Origin of the sequence: Kitasatospora sp. NPDC002965, from assembly GCF_040611255.1 — a bacterium.
In the GTDB taxonomy this organism is placed as follows: Bacteria; Actinomycetota; Actinomycetes; order Streptomycetales; family Streptomycetaceae; genus Kitasatospora.
The window spans coordinates 1-21,509 of record NZ_JBEXNT010000154.1 but is presented as its reverse complement, the minus strand read 5'-3'; the positions used below and the strand labels follow the sequence as shown (position 1 = coordinate 21,509).

The window sequence follows — 21,509 nt, the reverse complement described above, 5'->3', positions numbered from 1 at the left end:
GGGCGGGCCCGCCCCGACCACGGCGGGCCGGGACCCCGCCCCGGGGCCGGGGCGGGGGACCCCGGCCCCGGCGGAACCGTCAGGTCAGCACGGCCCCGTTGTCGGGGCGGTGCCGGCGGCTGCGACGGTGGTCCAGGTGGACGAAGACGCGGTGCAGCCACCGGTCGTTGCCGTCGTAGCGGGGTGAGAACGCGACCCGCCCGTGGACGACCAGCCGGTTGTCGACGAAGATCATGTCACCGGGGCGGAGCACCACGTCGGACCGCACCTCGACCAGCGCCTCGCGCAGCTGCGCCAGGGACTTCTCGGCGCGCTCGTCCAGGGCCCGGGTGGCGTGGAAGTCGACGCAGATGTCCGGGTCCTCGGGCGCGCCGCCGAGCACCGGGTGCGGGCTGGAGAGCCCCACCGCGTGGAAGGACGGCGGCGCCTCGGTCATGAAGCGCGCCTCCCGCAGGACGGTCAGCGCGTCCTCGTCCAGCAGCGGGAGGGCGAGCCGGATCGAGGCCACCTGGGTGCCGACCTGGTCCTCGTGCGCCGGGCGCAGGCACAACAGCCCGACGTAGTCGGGACGGTGGGGGTGGAAGGCGTTCTCCGTGTGGAACTCCAGCTGCACCGATCCGCCGTTGCTCTGGGAGCCCGCGAGCGCCGGCACCGGGACGACGTTCTGGACCAGCGCGCCGAACTTCTCGTCCCGGTAGGCGATCACCGTCCCGAGCTCGCTGCCGAGCAGGACGGCCAGGGCGGCCGGGACGGTGGTCCGGCGCTCCACGGAGTCGGGCACGGTCGGGGTGGGCGGCAGCGGCTCCGCCGGCATCGGGAGGTTGCTGATCGTCAGGGTGCCGGCGTCCCCGGCGTCGTGCCGGAACGCCCGGACCGCCCGGCTCAGCCGGCCGGGCAGCCGGCAGCTCTCCTCGCGGGCCGTGGACTGCCAGCCGGGATCGTCCACCAGCCCCGGGCCGGTGCGCGCCAGCTGCCGGGCCAGCGACTCCAGCTCGGCCCGCTCGCCGCCGGTGAGTTCGAGTACGGAGGTGTCTCCGCGGTGGTCGGTATTGGTGCTCGCCATGGTTGAGGTCACGCTGGTTCTCCTCGTCGGAATACCCTTGAGGCGACCGGGGCCTGTCCTCTCGGATGAGAGTCGCCGCGGAATACACAATCGCCGTGCGGCGACCCGACGGCGATTCTTTCCCGCCACGTCGCACGGTCTCCAGGCAGCCAACCGGCAATTGGGGGCGGGTAACTTGCCTGCCGGATGCCTGTCCTGGGGCGGGCGCGGAAACCAAGCTTTCCGACAAGCCCGATCCAGGAGACGGAGCCTTGCCGTGCAGCCGAACTTTCGGACCCGAATACCTCCGCCCCCACCGGCGGACGGCCGCCGTGCCGGCCGCGCGGACACCGCGGACCCGCTCGGCTGCCGTGCCGTCGAGCGCCTGCTGTGCGAGCTCTGGAGCGCGCACTTCGGGCACCGGGTCTCGCCGTACGACGACTTCTTCGACCTGGGCGGCGACTCGCTCGCGATCACCACGATCGTGGCCGCCGCCCGGGAACGCGGCCTCCGGGTCCGGAGTTCGGCGGCGCTGCGCCACCCGACGCCGGCCCGGCTGGCCGAGCACCTGACCCTCGGCGGCCCCGGCGCGGGCGGCACGCCGACCGGCCCGCCGCGGGCCCTCGCCCTCGACCCCGGGGCCGCCGCCGCGGTGTCCGCGCCGGACTGGACCGCGGCGGACGTCCGGCCGGAGCCGATAGCCGAGGGCGACCCGGCCGCGCCGCTGTTCGTGGTGCATTCCGACCGTCACGTCCGGGCCGAGCGCGCGGCGGTCGCCCGGTGGACCGGTGGCCGGGCCGCCCACGGGTACGCCCTCCCGGGCGCCCGCGGCCCGATCCCGCCGTTCGGGAGCGTCGGGGAGGTCGCCGAGCGGCTGCTCGCGGACCTGCGCGGGCGCCGGCCCGACGGGCCCTACCGGCTGGCCGGCTTCGGCCTCGGCGCGGTGGTCGCCCTCGAACTGGCCCGCCGGCTGCGCGGTTCGGGCGCCCAGGTGGCGCTGCTGGCCCTGGTCGCGCCGCCCGCCGGGCCGGCGCCGGGCGAGCCGGACGCCGGACCCGACGACCTGCTCGGCCGGCGGCTGGCCCTGCTCGCCGGACGGTTCGGGCTCACCGGGGGCGAGAGCCTCGCCGAGATCCACGACCGGATCGCCGAGGAGGAGTGGTACGACGGGACGGTGGGGCCCGGCGACCTCCCCCGGCTCCAACTGGCCTGGGCCCGGCTCGCGTCGGCCGTCCGGGCCCACGCGTACGAGCCGTACGACGGGCGGGCGCTGCTGTTCCTGGACGGCCCGGACCCGCATCCGGCGGAGCGGGCGTGGGCGGGCGCGGCCCGGCCGCCGGACGTCCACCGGCTCGACCACGGGCTCGAATCCCCCCTGGCCGTCATCCACGACCCGCAGGTGGCCGAGACGATGAGGAAGGCGCTCGACGTATGAACGGCGGTACCACGAGTGCAGCGGCGAACCGGGTGATCGCCCGGCTCAGGCCCCCGGAGCGCCCCGCGCTGCGGATCTTCTGCTTCCCGCACGTCGGCGCCGGCGCCGCCGCGTTCAAACCCTGGCTCGACCACCTGCCGCCGGAGGTCGACCTCTGCGCGGTCCGTCCGCCCGGGCGCGAGAACCGGGTGCGGGAGGCCCTGCTCACCGACGGGCACGCCCTGATCGACGACCTCCTGCCGCACCTGACCCCGCTGCTCGACCTGCCGTACGCGGTGGTCGGCCACTGCTCCGGCAGCGTGCCGGCCACCGAGCTGGTGCGCCGGCTCGCCGCCGTCGGCGCACCGGCCCCGGTCGAGCTGGTGGTCTCCTCCGCGGAGGGACCGCGGGTGCGGACGGTCGAGGACCCGCCGCTGCACCGGCTGCCCCGCGCCGAACTGCTGGCGCGGGTCGTCAAGTACGGCGGCATGGCCGAACAGGTCCTGGGCGACCAGGACCTGATGGCCATGTTCGAGCGGATCCTCCGGGCCGACTACCAGATCGTCGAGACCCTGGAGTACACCCAGGGCCCGCCGCTCGACCTGCCCGTCACCGTCGTCGGCGGTCGCCGCGACGAGTTCGTGAGCGCCTCGTCGATGGCCGCCTGGAGCACCGAGACGAGCCGCGAGTTCACGCTGCACCTGCTGGACGCGGGTCACTACATCCTCAACGACGCGGGCCCCCTGATCGGGCGGATCGCACGACGGCTGCTGGACCTGGAGGGCGAGGCGTGAGCGCCGGAGACGTCAGACTGCCCAGTGCGTGGCGCACCGACCGGGACGGGGCGACGGCCCACCGGGCCGAGGTCCGCTACGACGACCTGGCCGCCGCCCTGGACGCGCTGGCCGCCGCGGCCGGGGCCGACCCGGTCGCGGTACCCGCCGCGGCCCACGTCAAGGTCCTGAACACCCTGGTCGAGGAGGCCGAGTTCAGCACCGACGTGCTCCCGGCCGGGGACGGTCCCGGCCCGCACAGCCTCACCGTGCGGCCCGGTGCCGCGCGGACCTGGCGGGAGCTGGTCGGGCTGGTCGGGGCGGCCCTGCGCGCGGTGCGGCCCGCCGCCGTACCGGAGGGCGGGGCGGCCGGCCCCGCCGACCACGTGCTGTTCGCGGCCGACGCCGCCGACCTCGGCAAGCCGGACGAGCCGGCCGACCCGGCCCGCCGCCACGGCCTGCGGGTCGGCGTCGACGGCCGGACCCTGGTGCTGCACGCCGACGGCTACCTGGCCGCCGCCGAACTGGACCGGCTGGCCGTCATGTACCGCCGCGTCCTGGAGGCGATGGCGGGGGCGCCGGAGGGTGACGCGGTGGCCGCCGTCCTGCCGGACGGCGAACGGCACGCCGTGCTGCGCCGCTGGGCGCTCGGCCGGAGCGTTCCGCGCGAACCCGTCGGCGTCCTCGAACTCTTCCGGCGCCAGGCGGCCCGGACGCCCGACGCGCCCGCCGTCCGCGCCGACGGGCGGACGCTCAGCTACCGCGAACTCGACCTGCGGTCCACCCGGATCGCCCGGCACCTGCTCGCCCGCGGCGCGCGGCCCGAGGCGCTCGTCGGCGTCTGCCTGCGGCACGGGGAGGACCTGCTGCCGACGCTCCTCGGCGTCTGGAAGAGCGGCGCGCCGTACCTCCCGCTCGACCCCGACCTGCCCGCCCAGCGGCTGCGCGGCATGGTCGCCGCCGCCGGGTGCCCGCTGGTGGTGACCCGCTCCGAGCACCGCCCGCTGTTCGACCGCCCCGCCGCCGAGGGCCTGGTGGACGAGGGACCGGCGGCCGAGGGTTCCGGTCCGGAAGGCTCCGGTCCCGAGGGTCTGGGTCCCGAGGGTCTGGGGGACGAGGCGTTCGTCCTGCTCGACCGGGAGCGCACGGAGATCGACGCGCTGTCCCCGGACCCCGTCGACGTCCCCTCCGGGCCGGCCCACCTGGCGTACGTCATCTACACCTCCGGGTCGACCGGAGCGCCCAAGGGCGTCATGGTGCACCACGCCGGACTCGCCAACTACGTGCTCTGGACGGCCCTGGAGTACGCCGCCCGGGGCACCGGCGGGTCCCCGCACTTCAGCTCGATCGGCTTCGACCTGGGTGTGCCGAGCCTGTACACGCCGCTGGTCGTCGGACAGCGGGTCGACCTGCTGCCCGACCCGCTCGACCCCGCCGACCTCGGCGCGCTCCTGGTCGACGGTGCGCCCTACAGCTTCATCAAGATGACGCCGGGCCACCTGAACCTGCTCAGCACGGACCTCGAACCCGAGGAGGCGCACGGTCTGGCCGGGCTGGTGATCGCCGCCGGAGACGCCTTCCCGACCGACCTGGCCCGCCGCTGGCACGACCTGGCCGGCCCCGGCGGCACCCCGGTGGCCACCGAGTACGGCCCGACCGAGATCACCGTCGGCAACTCCGGGCAGGTGACCACGGAACTCCCGGACGACGGGCTCGTCCCGCTCGGCCGGCCCATCCCCAACACCACGATGTACGTCCTCGACGACCGGCTCGAACCCGTCCCCGAGGGCGTTCCCGGCGAGGTGTACGTCGGCGGGGCGGGGGTGGCCCGCGGGTACCTCGGAGCGCCCGCACTCACCGCCGAGCGCTTCCTGCCCGACCCCTACGGGCCACCGGGATCGCGCCTGTACCGCACCGGCGACCGCGGCCGCTGGCGCCGGGGCGAGCTGGAGTTCCTCGGCCGCACCGACCACCAGGTGAAGATCCGCGGCTACCGGGTGGAGCCCGGCGAGATCCGGGCCGTGCTGCAACGGCGCCCGGAGATCGTCGAGGCCGTGGTGATCGCCGTCCCCGGGCCGTCGGGGGCCCAGCGGCTCGCGGCGTTCCTGGTACCCGAGGAGGGCGCCGCCGTCGACGTCGCCCGGGTGCGGGCCGACCTGGCCGGGGACCTGCCCGCGTACATGGTCCCCGCCGAGGTCCGGATCGTCCCGGAGATCCCGCTGACCGCGAACGGCAAGGTCGACACCCGCGCGCTCCAGGCAGGCCTCTGACCCGCGCGGCGTCGCGCCGCCCCCGCCGGCCCGCGACCCGCCACCCCACGTACCCGAAGCACTCAGGAAAGCAGGATCCGGTGAGCGACACGGCTGCGGACAGGACGTACCAAGTAGTGGTCAACCAGGAGGAGCAGTACTCGATCTGGGACGCGGACCGCCGACCGCCGGAGGGCTGGCGGGCCGCCGGCTTCACCGGGGACCGGCGGCAGTGCCTGGCGCACATCACCGCGGTCTGGACGGACCTGCGTCCGCTCGGTGCCCGCGGCGGCCGGCCCACCGCGCAGAGCGAGGCGAGGTAGCCGATGAACCGCCTGCTGCCGGAGCTCTTCCTGGCCCGCGCCAGGGAACACCCCGACGCCCCCGCGGTCGTCGCCGGGACCGACGAGCTCTCCTACGGCGCGCTGGAGCGCTCGGCCCGGCGGATCGCCGGCGCCCTCGCCGGGCTCGGCGCCGGACCCGAGTCCGTCGTCGCCGTCCTGATGGCCCCCGGGCCGCAGCTGGTCGAGGCACTGCTCGGCGTCTGGCTGGCCGGTGCCTGCTACCTGCCGCTCGACCCCTTCGCCCCGCCCGGGCGGCTGCGCCGGGTCGTCGAGGCGGCGGGTGCGCACCTCACCGTCGTGGACCGGACCTGGTCCGGACGGGGCGCGGAACTCGCCCCGTCGACCGCCGCCCACCTGGTCGACGACCTGCTCGACGCCGGGGACCCGGACACCCCGCCCCTGCCCGCCACCGGGCACCGGGCCGCCTACGTGATCTTCACCTCCGGCTCCACCGGCGCCCCCAAGGGCGTCGTCGTGGACCACGCGGGCATCGCCAACCGCGTGTGCTGGGGCGTCCGCGCCCTGGGCCTCGGCGCCGACGACCGGGTCCTGCAGAAGACCCCGCTCACCTTCGACGCGGCCGGCTGGGAGATCTTCGGCCCGCTGGTCTGCGGCGCCCCGGTGACCTTCGGCCGCCCCGACGCGGGCCGCGACCCCGCCGAACTCGTCGCCTCGATCCGCGAGCAGCGGGCCACCGTGGTGCAGGTCGTCCCCACCATGCTGCGCCTGCTGGCCGCCGAGCCCGGCCTGGACTCCTGCACGACCCTGCGGACCGTCTGCTCGGCGGGCGAGCCGCTGCACGCCGAACTCTGCCGGCGCGTGCTCGACCGGGTCGACGTGGAGATCTGGAACACCTACGGGCCCACCGAGTGCTCCATCGACGCCCTGGCGCAGCGCTTCGACCGCGCGCAGCTCACCGGGGCCGTTCCGATCGGCGAGCCCATCGACAACGCCCGCGTGCTCCTCCTCCCGCCCGGGGACGGCGAGAACGGCGGGGACGCCCCCGCCGGGGACACCGCCGCCGGGGACGGTGATCCGCTGTACGAGCTCTACCTGTGCGGCCCCGGCGTCGCCCGCGGCTACCACGGGGACCCGGCCCGCACCGCGACACGCTTCCTGCCGGACCCCGCCGGGCCGCCCGGCGCCCGGATGTTCCGCACCGGCGACCTCGTCCGCCGCCGCCCGGACGGCGCCCTGGAGTTCGCCGGCCGCATCGACGACCAGCTGAAGGTCAACGGCGTCCGGATCGAACCCGGCGAGGTCGAGGCGGCCCTGGAGACCCACCCCGAGGTGGTCGAGGCCGCCGTCCGGGCGGTCGACGGGCCCGACGGCACCCGGCGCCTGGTGGCCTGGGTGGTCACCTCGCGGACCGGCGCCGCCGAGGACCTCGTCGCCCACCTGCGCGACCGGCTGCCCCCGGCCCTCGTCCCCGCCCTGGTCACCGAGACCGACGCCTTCCCCCGGACCACCAGCGGCAAGACCGACCGGGCCCGGCTGCCCGAGCCCGACTGGTCGTCGGCGCCGGGCCCCGCCGCCCCGGCCCCGCAGACCGCCGAGGAGCGGATCGTGCTGGCGGCCTGGCGGCAACTGCTCGACACCGACGGGATCGGGCCCGACGACGACTTCTTCCGCCTGGGCGGCCACTCGCTGATGCTGACCCGGCTCGCCGCCGGGCTCACCCGGGCCTCCGGCCTGGACGTCCCGCTGCGTGACCTGCACTACGCGTCGACCGTGCGGCAGCAGGCCGAACTGCTGTCCCGGGCCTCCGCGGCGCAGCCGATCGAGGCGCTGCCGCCCGGCGCCCGGCTGCCGCTCACCCACGCGCAGGAACGGTTCTGGGTCCTCGACCGGATGTCCCCCCGGAGCCGCGAGTACCTCCTCCCGATCCTGCTCTGGCTGCCCGCCGAGGTGCCCGCCGACCTGGTCGAGGACGCGCTGGCCCGGCTGGTGGAGCGGCACGAGGTGCTGCGCACCCGCTACGTGATGGACGGCCGGGGCCTGGCCGCCGTCGTCGAGCCGGCGGACGCGGCCCCGGTCAAGCTGCGCACCGTCGAGACCACCCCCGACCGGGTCGACGGTCTCGTCGCCGAACAGCTCGGCGAGGGCTTCGACCTGGCGTCCGCGCCGCTGCTGCGGGCCGCGCTGCTGCGGGACGGCGGGCCGGAGCAACTGCTGCTGCTGGTCTGCCACCACATCGTCGGCGACGGCTGGTCCTCCCGGCTGCTCGAACAGGAGCTGCGTGCGACGGTCTCCGCGCTCGGGGAGGGCCGTGAGCCGGTCCTGCCGGAGCCCGCGCTGCGCTACGTCGACGCCGCCGCCTGGCTCCGGGCCCAGCTGACCGACGACCTGCTGGAGGAGCAACTCGCCTACTGGCGCGAGACGCTGGCCGACCTGCCCGCGCTGGAGCTGCCCACCGCCCGCGAACGCGCCGACCGGCGCGGCATCGACGGCACCGGGGTCGTCGTCGACCTGCCCGCGCCGTCCGTCGAGGCGCTTCTCGCGCTCGGCCGCCGGACCGGCGCGACCCCGTACGTGGTCTTCCTGACGCTCTGGACGGTCGCGCTCGCGCGGGCCGCGGGCCAGTGGGACTTCGGGACCGGCTCCCCGCACGCCGGGCGGATCCGTCCGGAGCTGCACGACCTGGTCGGCCTGTTCCTCAACACCGTGGTCCTGCGGCCCCGGCTCACCCCGGACCTGCCCTTCGAGGAGGCGGTGGCCGTGGTCGAGCAGACCTGCCGGGAGGCCTTCGCCCGGCACGCGGCGCCCTTCGAGGCCGTCGCCGAGGCGGTCGCCCCGGCCCGCGACCTCTCCCGGACCCCGCTGTTCCAGAACCTGTTCGCCCTGACCGGCGACGACGGGATCGGTCAGGTCCCGCGCGAGCGCGACCTCGAACTGCTCGGCCGGGCCTGGACGGTGTCCCGCACCGACCTGGCGCTCACGCTCTGGCCGTACCCCGACGGCAGTTACGGGGGAGCCCTGGAGTACTCCTCCGCGCTCTACGACGAGGCGGTGGCGACCGGCCTCGCCGGGCGCCTGCGCGACCTGGCCGAGCGGTTCGCCGCCGACCCGGCCCTGACGGTCGGCGCGGCCGGCCTGGACGAACCGGAGGTGACGGAGGTGCCGGAGTTGACGGAGACGGCGGAGGTGCCGGACGTGGCGGAGGCCGACGGGACGGCCGCGGACGGGACGGCCGCCGGGCTGGAGACGATCCTGGGCTTCGTCCGCGAGCTGCTGGAACTGCCCGACGCCGGCCCCGACGACGACTTCATGACGCACGGCGGCAACTCGCTGCTCGCGGCCCGCCTGCTGTGGAACATCCAGACCGCCTTCGGCGTGGAGGTGTCGATGCGCGCCTTCTTCGACCGGCCCACGGCCACCGACCTCGCCCGGGAGGTCGAGGAACTCCTCCGGGAGTCCGACGGCACCCCCGACGGGCAGGGCGACTCGACAGGGAAGGACACCTGATGGCGGCCGCACCGTCCCGGGGAAGGCGGACCATCGAACCGGCGGACCGGAGCCGTCCGCTGCCGCTCTCCTCCGGCCAGCAGCAGATGTGGCTGCTGCACCAGTTCGCCCCCACCGGCCGGGCCTACCTGATGACCTGGACGCTCCGGCTCTCCGGGCCGCTGGACACCGAGGCGCTGCGCCGCTCCTGGGAGCGGCTGGTGACCCGCCACGAGATCCTCCGGACCCGCTACCAGCAGATCGACGACGAGCCCTGCCAACTCGTCGACCCACCCGGGCCGTTCGCGCTGCGCATGGTCGACCTGGCGGACGAGCCGGCCGCGACCCGTGAGGAGCGCGCCGGGCAGATCGCCGAGTGGGAACGGCGCCGGCCCTTCGACCTGGCCAGGCACCAGCCGGTCCGGGTCACCGTGATCGGGGCCGGCCCCGACCTCCACCTGATGGTCGTCAGCATCCATCACATCGCCGCCGACGAGGACTCCTACCAGGTGATCGTGGCGGAGCTGGCGGCGCTCTACGGGGAGGAGAGCGCCGGCACGCCGTCGGGCCTCGACGAACCGCCCGTCCAGTACGCCGACTTCGCGGTGTGGGAACAGGGCCGCACGACGGACGCGGCGCTCCGCAGGCACCTGGACTACTGGCGGGACGCGCTCGGGGACGTCCGGGACGTGCCGCTGCCGCTGGACCGGCCGCGGCCGGCCCGCGCGGACCGCCGCGGCGGCCTCGTCGACCTGACGGTCGCCCCGGAGACCGCCGACCGCGTCCGCGCGCTCGCCGCGGCCAACCGAGCCACCCCCTTCATGGTGCTGCTGGCGGCCTACCACGTGATGCTCGCCCGGCTGACCGGCAGCGACGACGTGGTGGTGGGGCTCCCGGTCTCGACCCGGACGCCCGATCTGGACGGGCTCCTCGGCTACACCGTCAACACCGTCGTGGTCCGGTCGCGGCACACCGCCAGGCAGACCTTCACCGATCTGGTCGCCCGGATCAGGGCGGGCGTCCTGGACGCCTTCGACCACCGGTTCGTCCCGTTCAAGCGGGTCGTCGACGAGGTGAACCCGGCCCGCGGCCTCGACGAGAACCCGCTGTTCCAGGCCGCCTTCGACATGGAGGCGGCCGGGGAGGACGGCGGATTCCGGCTGCCCGGCCTGACGGTCGAGCGGACCGGCTCCGGCGTCGCGCCCGACGCCAAGTTCGACCTCAACATGCACGTCGCCGCCACCGAGGACGGACAGTTCGTCGTCCGGCTGGAGTACGCCGCGGCGGTGCTCGACGAGGCCACCGTGCAGGGCTGGGCCACGGCCTGGGAACCGCTGCTCGACGCGCTGGTGCGCGAGCCCCTCGCGCCGCTCCCCGCCGGCGGGCAGGCCGCCCCGGACCGGGCCGCCGGACCGGGAACCGCCACCGCGCCGGGCACGGAACCGGACGGTCCGGGGCCAGCCCCGGGCGGGACCAGCGCCACGGCCGCCCTGGCCGCGACGCTGCACCGGATCTGGGCCGAGGTCCTGGAACTGGACGACGTCGGCCCGCAGGACAACTTCTTCGACGTCGGCGGCGACTCGCTGCGCGCCGTGGCCCTGTCCGGCCGGCTGCGCGCGGAGGGCCTGGAGGTGTCGGCCACCGACATCTTCGCCTACCAGAGCATCGAGGAACTGGCCGAGTGGTGCGCGGAGCAGACCTCCGGCACCGGGCCCGACCTGCCCGTCCGGGTCGCCCCCTTCGCCCAGCTGTCCCCGGAGGACCGCGCGGCCCTGCCGCCCGACGCCGTGGACGCCTACCCGCTGACGGCGACCCAGCTCGGCATGCTCATCGAGCTGCGGGCCCGGCCCGACGTCAACACCTACCAGGACACCACCTCCTACCTGGTCCGCGACGAGGAGCCGCTGGACCACGCCGCGCTCCGGCGGGCCACCCAGCTGGTCGTCGACCGGCACGAGGTCCTGCGGACCGGCTTCGACCTGAACCGGTACTCGGTGCCGCTCCAACTGGTGCACCGCGCCGCCCTGATCGACGTCGGCGTCACCGACCACGGCGTCCTCGGACCGGGCGGCTGGCGGCCGGCGCTGGAGGAGTACGCGGCCGGCGAGCGCCGCAACCCGATGGACATCGCCGCCGCGCCGCTGATCCGCGTCCACGGCCACCGCGCCGAGGACGCCAAGGAGTGGTGGATCACCATCACGGAGTGCCACCCCATCCTGGAGGGCTTCAGCTTCCACACGATGCTGATGGAGATCCTCACCGGCTACTACGAGCTGCGCGCGGGCCGCACCCCCGCCGAGCCCGAGCCGGTGGCCTTCCGGTACGCGGACTACGTCGCCGCCGAGGCGGCGGCGCGCGAGTCCGAGGAGCACCGCGCCTTCTGGCGCGGCGTGGTCGAGGGCCGGACCGGCACCGCCCTGCCGACCGCCTGGCAGGGCGACCGGGCGCTCGCCCGCGAGCGGTACCAGCACATGCTGGACTTCCGCGACCTGGAGGACGACCTGCGCCGGCTGGCGAGCGAGACCGGCACGTCGATGAAGGCCGTGCTGCTGGCCGCGCACATGAAGGTCATGAGCGCGGTCGTGGCCACCGAGGACTTCTACACCGGACTGGTCTGCGACGCGCGGCCCGAGGTCCTGGGCGCCGACCGGGTCCTCGGCATGTACCTCAACACGCTGCCGTTCGCCATGCCCACCGGGGCGCTCACCTGGGGCGGGCTGGTCAAGGCGGTCTACGACGGACTGACCGGGCTCTGGCCGCACCGGGTCTTCCCGATGCAGGTCATCCAACAGGAGTTCGGCCCCGGCGGCCGGCTGCTGGACGTGTTCTTCAACTACCTGGACTTCCGCCAGGTCGACAAGAGCCTGCTCGACGAGGACGCGACGTACAACGACAACGACAACGAGTTCGCGCTGCACGTCTTCACCATCTCGGGGATCCTCAAGCTCAACACGACCAGCCACCGGTTGAGCCGGGCCGCCGCCGTCCGGCTCACCGCCCTCTACCGGACGGTGCTGGAGCGGATGTCCCTCGGACCGGAGGGGGACGCCCGCGCCGACTGCCTGCCGGCGCGCGAGCGGGAGAGCCTGCGGGTCCTGGACCGTACGGAGCACACCGGGCGCACGGCGAAGCGGACGGACGAGCGGACGGACGAGCGTGCGGCGAGCGTCACCGGGGCCTTCGCCCGGGTGCTGGCCGCGCACCCGGACGACCCCGCGCTCCGGTACGGCGACCGGGTGACCGGCTACCGGCAGCTCGACGCCAGGGCCGAGGAGATCGCCCGGGGCCTGCGCGAGCGCGGCGTCGGTCCGGGCTCGCTGGTCGCGGTCGCGCCCGAGCGGGGGCCCGACACGGTCGCCGCGGTGCTCGCCGTCTGGCGTCTGGGCGCCTCCTTCGGCCTCGCCCCGGACGACTCCGGCGGCCCCGCCCTGCCCGCCCTGCCCGTCCTCGCGCAGCCCGCGGTGATCCCCGGGGACACCGCCTGCGTCCTGCCCGGCGCCCCCGGAACGGCCGTGACGCACCCCGCCCTGGCCCGCGCCCTGCACCGGGTCCACGCCGAACTCGACGCGCGCGGGGCGGGCAGCGGCCGGGGCTCGTCCTGGCTCTGCGCCGCGCCGCCGGTGACCGCCGCCGGGCTGGTCGAGGTGCTCGCCGCGCTCACCTCCGGGGCCTGCGCCGTCCTCACCTCCGCCCCGCTGCCCGACGCCGTCCCCGAGATGCGGGAGCTGACCGCGGGCGGGCGGGTGACGCACCTGTGGACGACCCCGCTGGTCGCGGAACGCGTGCTCGACCCGGCCCCGCGGCCGGTCACCGTCCTCCTCGGCGGCGACGTCCACGCCGGCCCCGCCCCGGCGGCCGGTCTGCGCTCCCGGGCCAGGGTGATCGAGGTCCTGGACGCCGGCGGGCTGCTCGGCCCGGTGGCCTTCGACGGCAGGCCGGTGCCGGGACTGGCCCTGCGGGTCGCCGACGACCGGCAGCGCCGGGTGCCGGTCGGCGTGGTGGGGGAGCTCTGCGTCGACGACCCGGACGCGGACACCGACGGCGGGCGACCGCACCGCACGGGCCGGCTGGCCCGGCTCGGCCGCAGCGGGCGGCTGGAGCCGCTCGGCCCGGTCGGCGGCCCGCACCGGACCGCGGAACTGCTCGGACTGCACCCCTCGGTGCGGGACTGCCGGGTGGTGGTCCGTCAGGACCCGGCCCGCCAGGACCCGGCGCCGGCGGGGGCGCCCGGGCCTGCCGGACCGCGGCTGATCGGGTACGTGCGCACCGCGACCGAGGAGTTCGCGCCGGACGAGGTGCGCCGGGCGCTCGCCGAACGCAGGCTGCCGCGCCACCTCATCCCGGACGCGCTGGTCGTGGTCGACGAGTGGCCGCTCACCGCGTCCGGCACGGTCGACCCGGACCGCCTGCCCGAGCCGTCCGCCGCGCCGCCCGCCGACGGGCCGGACGAACTGCCCTGGGACGACGGCTTCGCCGACCTCCTGCGCGAGGTACTGGCCGGCGCGTCGTACGAGGGCGCGCTCGAACCGGACGTGCCGCTCGCCGACATCGGTCTGAACTCGATGGCCACCGTCGGTCTGATGGTCGCCATCGAGCAGCTCTACGACATCGTCTTCCCCGACGACTTCCAGGTCGTCGACATGTTCCGGACGCCCCGGATGCTGTGGGAGGCGGTCACCGAGTTCCGTGCGGCGGATCTCTGACGCCGCGGGGGACGGCACGGCCGCGGGGCCGGCACCGGCATCACGTCGGTGCCGGCCCCGGCCCGTCCCCGCCCGCCGTCCCCGGGCCACCGCGCCGGGCCACCGCGCCGGGGCGGGTCCGGAAACGCCGACGCGGCCCGGCCGGAGCCGGGCCGCGTCGGGGGCGGGCCCTACAGGAGCGGGTCGACGAGGATCTCGATCGCCGTCGCGGCGGCCAGGGCGTTGGCCACGGCCTCCTCCCGGTCGGCGCCGTGGGCGACGATCTCGCCGACCCGCGCGCCCGAGGCGGTGAGCGGCGGCACCGTCCCGCCCGGCTCGACGGACACCCAGACGTACTCGACGCCGGGGGAGGACTGGGCGGCGTCGAGACCGCGCACCTCGCGCACCACGCCCGGGGCCGCGTCCACGAACCGGACCGCCGCCCCGCGGACCGGGGCCGCGGCCATCTCCGGCTCCTTCCCCTCCAGCACGTCGAGGTAGCCGCGGAACAGGTCGCTGCCGTAGGCGAGGCCGATCAGGAACGGGATGTAGTCCCCCGGGAGGCGGGCGGCGCATTCGAGGAGGTGGGGCACTCCGTCCCGGAGGATCCACTCGGCGTGCAGGATGCCGGTGCGGAACCCGGTCGCGGTGACCAGCGTGCGCATGGCCGGCTCCGCCGCCGCACCGGCCGGGGCCGGCACGACGTGACCGCGCTCGACCGGGTGCGGGCCGGGGTAGAGCTCCGTCTCGGTGGTGTTGAGGAAGACCACGCGGCCGTCCAGCACCAGCGCCTCGACGCTGAACTCGCCGCCGTGCAGCCACTCCTCGACCACGTAGCCGGACGCGCCCGCGTGCGCGGTGCGCAGGTGCGGCTGGTCGGCGGACGCCGTCCGCTTCCAGGCCTCGTCGAGGTCGTCCCCGGGGCCGAGGAGCTGGACGCCGAGGCTGCCCTGGAGGTGGGTCGGCTTCAGGACGCACTCCCCGCGGTGCGCGTCGCGGAAGCGGGCGACCTCCTCCGGGCCGTCGATCCGCTGCCAGTCCGGCTGGGCGATGCCGGCCGGCTGCGTGGCCTCCCGCAGCAGCGACTTGTCGCGGAAGAGCCGGACGGCGTCGGGCCCGCCGTTCGGCAGCCCCCACGCCTCGGCGAGCTCGGCGGCCGGGACGACCGTGTACTCCAGGGCGGGCAGCACGGCGCGGACGGCGTCCGGCCGGTCGACGTGGTCCGCGAGCCGGACGGTGCCGTTCTGGACGGGGGCCGCGACGAACCCGGCCGCGCAGCGGAACCTCGGGAGCTGCCCGGCGACGTCGCGGGCCTCGCAGATCGTCGGCTCCTCGACGACCAGGACCGAGCCGGGGGGCAGGACCCGCTCCAGCTGGTTCAGCAGGCCGACGCTGAATCCGACCACGACGTGGGTGACTTCGGGAGAGTCCATGTGCGTGTTCACGCCTCCTCGGCGGGGGTGATGGTTGCTTCGATCCGGCTGAACGCCTCGTTCAGGACACGGTCACAGGTGGCGGCGTCGGGTCCGGTGGCGACGACCGCGGCCAGCCGCGGCACCACGCCGCGGGGCGGGAGCAGCAGCCGCTGACCCGGCTCGGCCAGGGCCACCACCCTCTCCACGCCCGGCACTTCGCGGGCGCCGGAGACGTCCAGGCGGGCGACCGTGCCGTCCTGCGCGGGGTAGAGGAACCGCACCTCGGCGCAGTCGTCGCGGACCGGCCGCAGGTCGGGGACCAGGCCGAGGGCCGTGTCCAGGGCGGCGGCGGTCAGGTCCACGCCGGTGGCGAGCCGGCCGAGCAGCGGGATGAAGTCGCCGCCGAGCCGCCCGTTGAGCTCCACCAGGCGCGGGCCGCGGGCGGTGAGCCGCAGCTCGGCGTGGGTCACACCGGTGGTCACCCCGAGCGCCGCGTGGATCCGGGCGACCAGGTCGGTCGTCTCCCCGGCCCACGGCTCGTGGTGCCACGGCGCGACCAGGTGCCCGACCTCCTCGAAGAACGGGGGGTAGCCGATCCGCTTCCGCGCCAGGTTGACGGCGTGCACCTCGCCCGCGACCACCACGCAGTCCAGGCTGATCTCCGGACCGTCCAGGTACTCCTCGATCAGCAGGCCGTCGAGCGGGTCGAGGCCGGTGAACGCGGCCCGGTCGGCGTGCCGGTGCAGCTCGGTGAGCGCGGTGGGCGAGGCCGCCAGGACCACGCCGCTGCTGCCCGCCAGGGCCCGGGGCTTGACCACCACCGGGTACCCGATCGACTCCGCCGCCGCGAGTGCCTCGTCCAGGCCGTGCGCGACCGCGTAGCGCGCGGACGGCAGCCCGGCCTGCTCCAGCAGGCGCCGGGTCCGGAGCTTGTCGCGGCAGTTGCGGACCGCCTCCGGGGACATGTGGGGCAGCCCGAGCCGCTCGGCCGCCTCGGCGGTCCGCTCCAGCTGTACCTCGCTCCAGGTGAGCAGGCCGACCGGTCCGGTGTCCCCGGCCAGGGCCTCGGCGACGGCCCGGGTGAGCGCGTCGGCGTCCCCGGTGTCCGCCACCAGGTGGCCGGCCAGGTAGGGGAGTTCCCAGTCGGCGGGCGCGTCGTTCACCGTGGACACCCGGCCGTGCGCCGCCGCGTCCCGGAGCGCGTACTCCCGGTAGACGCGGCCACCGGTGCCGACCAGGACCACGTGGGGCGGGCGGGCCGGGTCGACCGGCTCGCAGCGGTAGTCGAGCCGGTCGACCGTGCGCCTGATCGCGCGCTCCACGTCGGCGGTGGTGCGGCCGCGGAAGCGGAACCGCGCGCCGGAGTGCTCGTACCCGGGGAGGTCGGCCAGGTGGCGGCCCGGGGCCGGGAGCCGCTCGGCGTACGGCCCGTCCTCCAGGCCGGTCTGCGGCGTCGCGGCGAGGACCCGGCACGGGCGTGCGGCGGGGGTCGGGACGAGCAGCCAGCCGCCGTACTCGCCCTCGTCGTCGCCCTCGTGGTCACCCTCGTGCCCGTCCTCGGCCCGGTCCGCCGGGAACGGGAACGCGGGCAGCGGCCGGCCGAGCTGGATGTCGACGGCGGCGGCCATCAGGTCGACGCCGTGCACCTCGCGCCAGACGAACGGGACCTCCGCCCCGCCGGGCCGCGCGCCCACCTCCAGGACGTGGAACTCCGGTTCGGAGCCGTCCGCGGAGGCGAACAGTTCGAGGTGGAACACCCACGGCTCGGCCGACATCGCCAGCACGGCGCGCCGGGTGAACTCGCCGACGGCCTTGAGCAGCGCCGGGTCGTCGATCTCGGCCGAGCCGAGCGCGTCCCCCCGGGTGAAGTCCAGGCAGGTGTTGAGGTAGCGCGAGGCGCGCCAGACCCGCAGGTCGCCGTCGGCGGCGACCCCGTCGACGTGCAGGATCTCGTGCGGCACGTACGACTGCACCAGGACGGCGACGTCCGGCGGGAAGGCGTACGCCGCCAGGTCCTCCGGGCCGTCGAGCCGCGTGACGTGCGAACTCGCCGTCCCGCGGACCGGTTTGAGGATCACCGGCCAGCCGTGCCGGTCGGCGAAGCCGGCGACCGCCGCCCGGTCCGGGGCGGGCCCGGTGGCCGGGACCGGGACGCCCTGCGCGGCGAGCCTTCGGGCCATCGCCAGCTTGTCGCGGAACGGCCGCAGCCGGGCGGGCGTCTCGCCGGGCACGCCCAGCTCCTCACGGAGCTCGGCGGCGACGTCGAGGTCCACCTCGTGCAGCGCCACGATCCGCGCGGGCGCGCCGTGTTCGGCGGTCAGCCGGTCGACGGCGGCCCGCACCGCGGCGCGGTCCTCGGTGCTCGGGACGACGGCCACGGCGGCGGCGGCCGAGGCGGGGATCCCGGCCCGGCCGCCCGGGGTGGTCACGTAGCTGACCCGGTACGCGGTGTGGTCCAGGTAGGCGGCGTAGTCGGCGTAGGAGTCGGTCCACCGGTGGAGCACGACGACGTGGGCGGCGGACGGGGCGGCGGACGGGGCGGCGGACGGGGCTGAGGACGGGGCGGCGGGCACGGGCGGCTCCAGGGACGGCGGGCAGGGAACCCGGGTGTGAGGACCGGTTCGGGTGAGCGGTGGCCGGTTCAGGAGGCGGAGTCCGCCAGCCTGGCGACGGTTCCCCGGAGGAGGTCGAGGGTCAGGGCGTCGCCGAGGCCCATGGTCCGCAGGCGCAGTTCGAGCGCCTGCTCGCCCTCGTTGGTGACACGCAGGTAGCAGGGGTGCCCGATCCGGGAGAAGGGGTCCTCCCGGACCGGTCCGGTCTCGTCGTCGGCGCAGGGCGGCGGCGCCTCGCCCGGCAGGAAGTTGAAGGCGAAGGTCGCCCGGTAGGGGTCCCGGTCGCGGCGGACGGTGTCGCGCAGCGCGTCGACCTCGTCCACGTCGTACATCCCGTACCGGAAGGCGGTCAGGCTCCGGGTGTGGACGTGGCGGGCGTACGGCCCGAACTCCTCCGGGCCGGAGTCGAACGGGGCCGCCGCCCACTGGTTCATCGAGCTGACCACGCCGTTCCACGGAGGGACGAAGCGGTTGGAGGACATCAGCTGGCCGACCAGGGCGCCCGGTCCGGCCGCGAGCGCCGCGGTCCGGGCGAAGGCGGCCAGCACGACGCTGGACAGCGGCACGGAGAGCTCCTCGGCGAGCCGGCGCGCGGCGGCGTGGGCCGCCCGGGAGCGGACGGTGTACTGGACGGCCTCGTCCTGGGCGGTGTCCTGGGCGGTGCCGGGGCCCGCGGTGCCGGGGCCCGCGGGGCCGAGCTGTGCGGCGGAGAGGCCGAAGACCCGCTCCCAGTAGCCGGTCAGCGCGGCCCGGCGCGCCCCGCGGCCGGTCGCGTGCTGCCACACCGCCAGCTCCCGGGGCGTGGGCGGCGGGGCGCCGTCCGACGGCTTGCCCCGCTCCAGGGCGGTGCGGAACCCGGACTCCAGGATGCCGAGGCTCCAGCCGTCCGCGACGATGTGGTGCTTGATCACCACGACCGCGCGGGGCCGGCCGTGCTCGGTCGCGACGCGGAACCGCCACGCGGGCGCGGCGCCCAGGTCGAAGGGCTCGGCGGCCAGCGCGGCGGTCATCCCGTCGAAGGTCTCGGCGGTGCACTCGACCACGCCGGCGTCGACTCCGTCGGCGGTCGGCAGCACCCGCTGGGACGGCGCGAACGGGTCCGACACGTCGTAGACGGTCCGCAGCGACTCGTGGCGCGCGGCGAGCGCGAGGACGGCGTCCTGCACCTCGGCGACGGTGACCCCGGCCCCGTCCTCGGGCGGGATCCACACCGTCCGGACGTTGGCCTCGTGCCACCGGCCGCGCGCCAGGTGCCTGACGTCGCGCCAGACCGACAGCTGGCCGTACGAGAGGGGAACCGGCTCGTTCACGGAGGACTCCGTTCGTTCGTGTGGCGCCCGACCTGCGCCCGAGGCTGACGCCGGGTCAGCCTAGGAGCGCCGCGGCGACCGGGAACAGGCAAGAGGGCGGCAGCCGGGGCCCCGGTCCGCAGGCAGCAAAGTTGCCTGCCGCTTACCTGGACGCGGCCGGGGACGCATCCCACTGTGGGGGTGATGTTCCGTGACCCGTCGGGCCGACGACGAGAGGTGTTGCCGTGGCCGAGGAAATGCCGGACCTCCGGCTGTTCACGACCGTTCCGCCGCCCGCGGACCGGCACGGCTACCTCGGGGTGGTCCGGCAGGCCGCCCGGCTGGCGGAGGAGGCCGGCTTCCGGGGGGCGCTCGTCTACTCCGACAACAACACGGTCGACCCCTGGGTCGTCGCCCAGGAGGTGCTCGCCGCCACCGCCGACTTCGCCCCGCTGGTCGCCGTGCAGCCCGTGTACGCCCACCCGTACGCGGTCGCCCAGCGGATCGCGAGCTACGGCATGCTCTACGGGCGCCGGATCGCCCTCAACCTGGTGGCCGGCGGCGTCGTCGGCGACCTCACCGCACTGGGCGACGCGACCCCGCACGACGACCGCTACCTGCGGCTGACCGAGTACGCGCAGCTGGTCGGCCTGCTGCTGGCCGGTGCGGGCCCGGTGACCTTCGAGGGCCGCTACTACCGGGCCCGCAACCTGCCGCTGGCCCCCGCGCTGCCCGCCGGGCTGGCGCCGGAGCTGTACATGTCCGGCTCCTCCGAGGCCGGCCGCCGGGCGGCCGGGACGCTCGGCGCCGTCCCCGTCTGCTACCCCGTGCCGCCCGGCCCGGGCACCGAGGGGGATCTCGGCGGCCTCGACGGCGGGGGCGTCCGGATCGGGATCATCGCCCGCGACACCGACCGGGAGGCGTGGACCGTGGCCCACGAGCGCTTCCCGGCGAGCCGGGCCGGCCGGCTCGCGCAGATGCTGGCGCGCGGCGTCTCCGACTCGGAGTGGGTGGCCCGGCTGTCCGCCGCCGACGAGTTCCCCGGCGGGCCGGACAGCCCCTACTGGATGGGCCCGTTCCGCACCTACGCGACCTTCTGCCCCTACCTCGTGGGCAGCCACGAGAAGGTCGAGGCCGAGATCGCCCGCTACCTCGACGCCGGGTGCCGGACGTTCATCATGGACACCGCGCGCGCCGCGTCCGACTACACCGCCACGGCCGCGGCCTTCGCCGGGGCCCGGCGCCGCCGCCGCGGCGGACCGGACGCGGCGCCGGTGGGACCGTGAACGCCGACACCGGTGTCGGAGCCGGCGCGGGCGTCGGGACCCCGGTGCTCCGGACCACCGACCCGCTCGCGCTGCGCCGGGTCTACGGCGCCTTCCCGACCGGCGTGACCGCGCTGGCGGCGCTGGTCGACGGCGAGCCGGTCGGGATGACCGCGTCGTCCTTCGTCCCGGTGTCGCTCGACCCGCCGCTGGTCTCCGTCTGCGCCGGGCTCGCCTCGACCACCTGGCCGCGGCTGCGGCGGACCGCCCGGCTCGGTGTGAGCGTGCTGAGCGGCGACCAGGAAGGTGTCTGCCGGCAGCTGTCCGCGCGCGGCGTCGAACGCTTCGCCGGGCTCGACTGGTACCGGACCGGGGAGGGCGCGGTCCTGCTGGACGGCGCGTGCGCCTGGTACGACTGCTCGGTCGAGCGCGAGATCACCGCCGGGGACCACCGGATCGTCCTGCTGCGGGTGCACGTCATGGGCGTCGACCCGCAGACCCCGCCCCTGGTCTTCCACGGCAGCCGCTACCGCCGGCTCGCCGGGTCCTGAGGACCGCGGTCAGCGGGCGACCCGCTGACCGCAGTGTCCGGGACGGTGCGCCTGCGGGCGGTCCGGCGGCGGGGCCGCGCCCTCCCGCGCGTACAGGTGGATCAGCCGCGGCACGGCGTAGACCGCCCGGTGCGCGGTGACCTCGTCGACCGGCGAGGTCACCATGCCGGCGCTGATCAGGGCCTCCAGCTCCCGCAGTGCGGCGCTCTCGTCGCAGTGGAGCGCGGCGGCGGCCTCGGCGAGGGTGAACGGGCGGGCCAGCGGGAGCCGCGCGAGGCGCAGCAGCGCCGCCCGGCCCGAGGGCGTCAGCTCGCGCCAGCAGCGCGCGAGGTGCGGGCTGGGCGAAAGCATGACAATCCAACAAGTGAAATGACAGGTCTGCTTCATCGATTGGCCAGGTCTCGCCAATGCGGCGGATCGTGAACAGGG

At 76.0% G+C, this 21,509-nt stretch carries 13 protein-coding genes; 8 read left to right on the top strand and 5 right to left on the bottom strand.

Annotation, left to right across the window (positions count from 1 at the left end; all coding sequences use genetic code 11):
• Positions 1-79 precede the first annotated feature (79 nt).
• On the bottom strand, positions 80-1,075 hold the full coding sequence (locus tag ABZY91_RS36505; RefSeq protein ID WP_355407833.1) for a TauD/TfdA family dioxygenase: 996 nt from the start codon (positions 1,073-1,075) through the stop codon (positions 80-82).
• A 244-nt stretch (positions 1,076-1,319) separates the two neighbouring features.
• Between ABZY91_RS36505 and ABZY91_RS36500 the strand changes: the two genes are divergently transcribed.
• The 6 genes from ABZY91_RS36500 to ABZY91_RS36475 all read left to right on the top strand — a co-directional run bounded on the left by ABZY91_RS36500 (position 1,320) and on the right by ABZY91_RS36475 (position 13,969).
• Complete coding sequence (locus ABZY91_RS36500) at positions 1,320-2,477, top strand: thioesterase domain-containing protein (protein ID WP_355407831.1); 1,158 nt, start codon at positions 1,320-1,322, stop codon at positions 2,475-2,477.
• The gene (locus ABZY91_RS36495) at positions 2,474-3,250 is read left to right on the top strand and encodes a thioesterase domain-containing protein (protein WP_355407829.1); all 777 of its coding nucleotides are present in this window, start codon (positions 2,474-2,476) and stop codon (positions 3,248-3,250) included. The genes ABZY91_RS36500 and ABZY91_RS36495 overlap by 4 nt, the downstream gene beginning before the upstream one ends.
• Positions 3,247-5,499 (top strand): amino acid adenylation domain-containing protein, encoded by a 2,253-nt coding sequence (locus tag ABZY91_RS36490; protein ID WP_355407827.1) that lies wholly within the window; start codon positions 3,247-3,249, stop codon positions 5,497-5,499. The genes ABZY91_RS36495 and ABZY91_RS36490 overlap by 4 nt, the downstream gene beginning before the upstream one ends.
• An 80-nt stretch (positions 5,500-5,579) precedes the next feature.
• Positions 5,580-5,801, top strand: a complete 222-nt coding sequence (locus ABZY91_RS36485; protein WP_329884344.1) for an MbtH family protein — start codon at positions 5,580-5,582, stop codon at positions 5,799-5,801.
• Between the two features lie 3 nt (positions 5,802-5,804).
• On the top strand, positions 5,805-9,287 hold the full coding sequence (locus ABZY91_RS36480) for an amino acid adenylation domain-containing protein (protein ID WP_355407825.1): 3,483 nt from the start codon (positions 5,805-5,807) through the stop codon (positions 9,285-9,287).
• On the top strand, positions 9,287-13,969 hold the full coding sequence (locus ABZY91_RS36475; RefSeq protein WP_355407823.1) for a condensation domain-containing protein: 4,683 nt from the start codon (positions 9,287-9,289) through the stop codon (positions 13,967-13,969). Before ABZY91_RS36480 ends, ABZY91_RS36475 begins: the two co-directional genes overlap by 1 nt.
• 170 nt (positions 13,970-14,139) lie before the next feature.
• Here the strand turns inward: ABZY91_RS36475 and ABZY91_RS36470 are convergent, their stop codons facing one another.
• The 3 genes from ABZY91_RS36470 to ABZY91_RS36460 all read right to left on the bottom strand — a co-directional run bounded on the left by ABZY91_RS36470 (position 14,140) and on the right by ABZY91_RS36460 (position 19,285).
• Complete coding sequence (locus tag ABZY91_RS36470) at positions 14,140-15,381, bottom strand: ATP-grasp domain-containing protein (RefSeq protein WP_355407821.1); 1,242 nt, start codon at positions 15,379-15,381, stop codon at positions 14,140-14,142.
• A gap of 8 nt (positions 15,382-15,389) precedes the next feature.
• A complete protein-coding gene (locus tag ABZY91_RS36465; RefSeq protein WP_355407819.1) occupies positions 15,390-17,936 on the bottom strand; it encodes an ATP-grasp domain-containing protein in 2,547 nt (848 codons plus the stop codon).
• Positions 17,937-18,004: 68 nt separating this feature from the next.
• Complete coding sequence (locus tag ABZY91_RS36460) at positions 18,005-19,285, bottom strand: condensation domain-containing protein (protein ID WP_355407817.1); 1,281 nt, start codon at positions 19,283-19,285, stop codon at positions 18,005-18,007.
• Positions 19,286-19,509: 224 nt separating this feature from the next.
• Here ABZY91_RS36460 and ABZY91_RS36455 point away from each other — a divergent pair, with 224 nt between their 5' ends.
• Both ABZY91_RS36455 and ABZY91_RS36450 read left to right on the top strand, forming a co-directional pair.
• On the top strand, positions 19,510-20,550 hold the full coding sequence (locus ABZY91_RS36455) for an LLM class flavin-dependent oxidoreductase (RefSeq protein ID WP_355407815.1): 1,041 nt from the start codon (positions 19,510-19,512) through the stop codon (positions 20,548-20,550).
• Positions 20,547-21,080: a flavin reductase family protein gene (locus ABZY91_RS36450; RefSeq protein ID WP_355407813.1), complete on the top strand. Its 534-nt coding sequence runs from the start codon at positions 20,547-20,549 to the stop codon at positions 21,078-21,080. Before ABZY91_RS36455 ends, ABZY91_RS36450 begins: the two co-directional genes overlap by 4 nt.
• 9 nt (positions 21,081-21,089) lie before the next feature.
• On the opposite strand, the gene ABZY91_RS36445 is transcribed toward ABZY91_RS36450, so the two are convergent.
• On the bottom strand, positions 21,090-21,431 hold the full coding sequence (locus tag ABZY91_RS36445; RefSeq protein WP_355407811.1) for a hypothetical protein: 342 nt from the start codon (positions 21,429-21,431) through the stop codon (positions 21,090-21,092).
• Positions 21,432-21,509 lie beyond the last annotated feature (78 nt).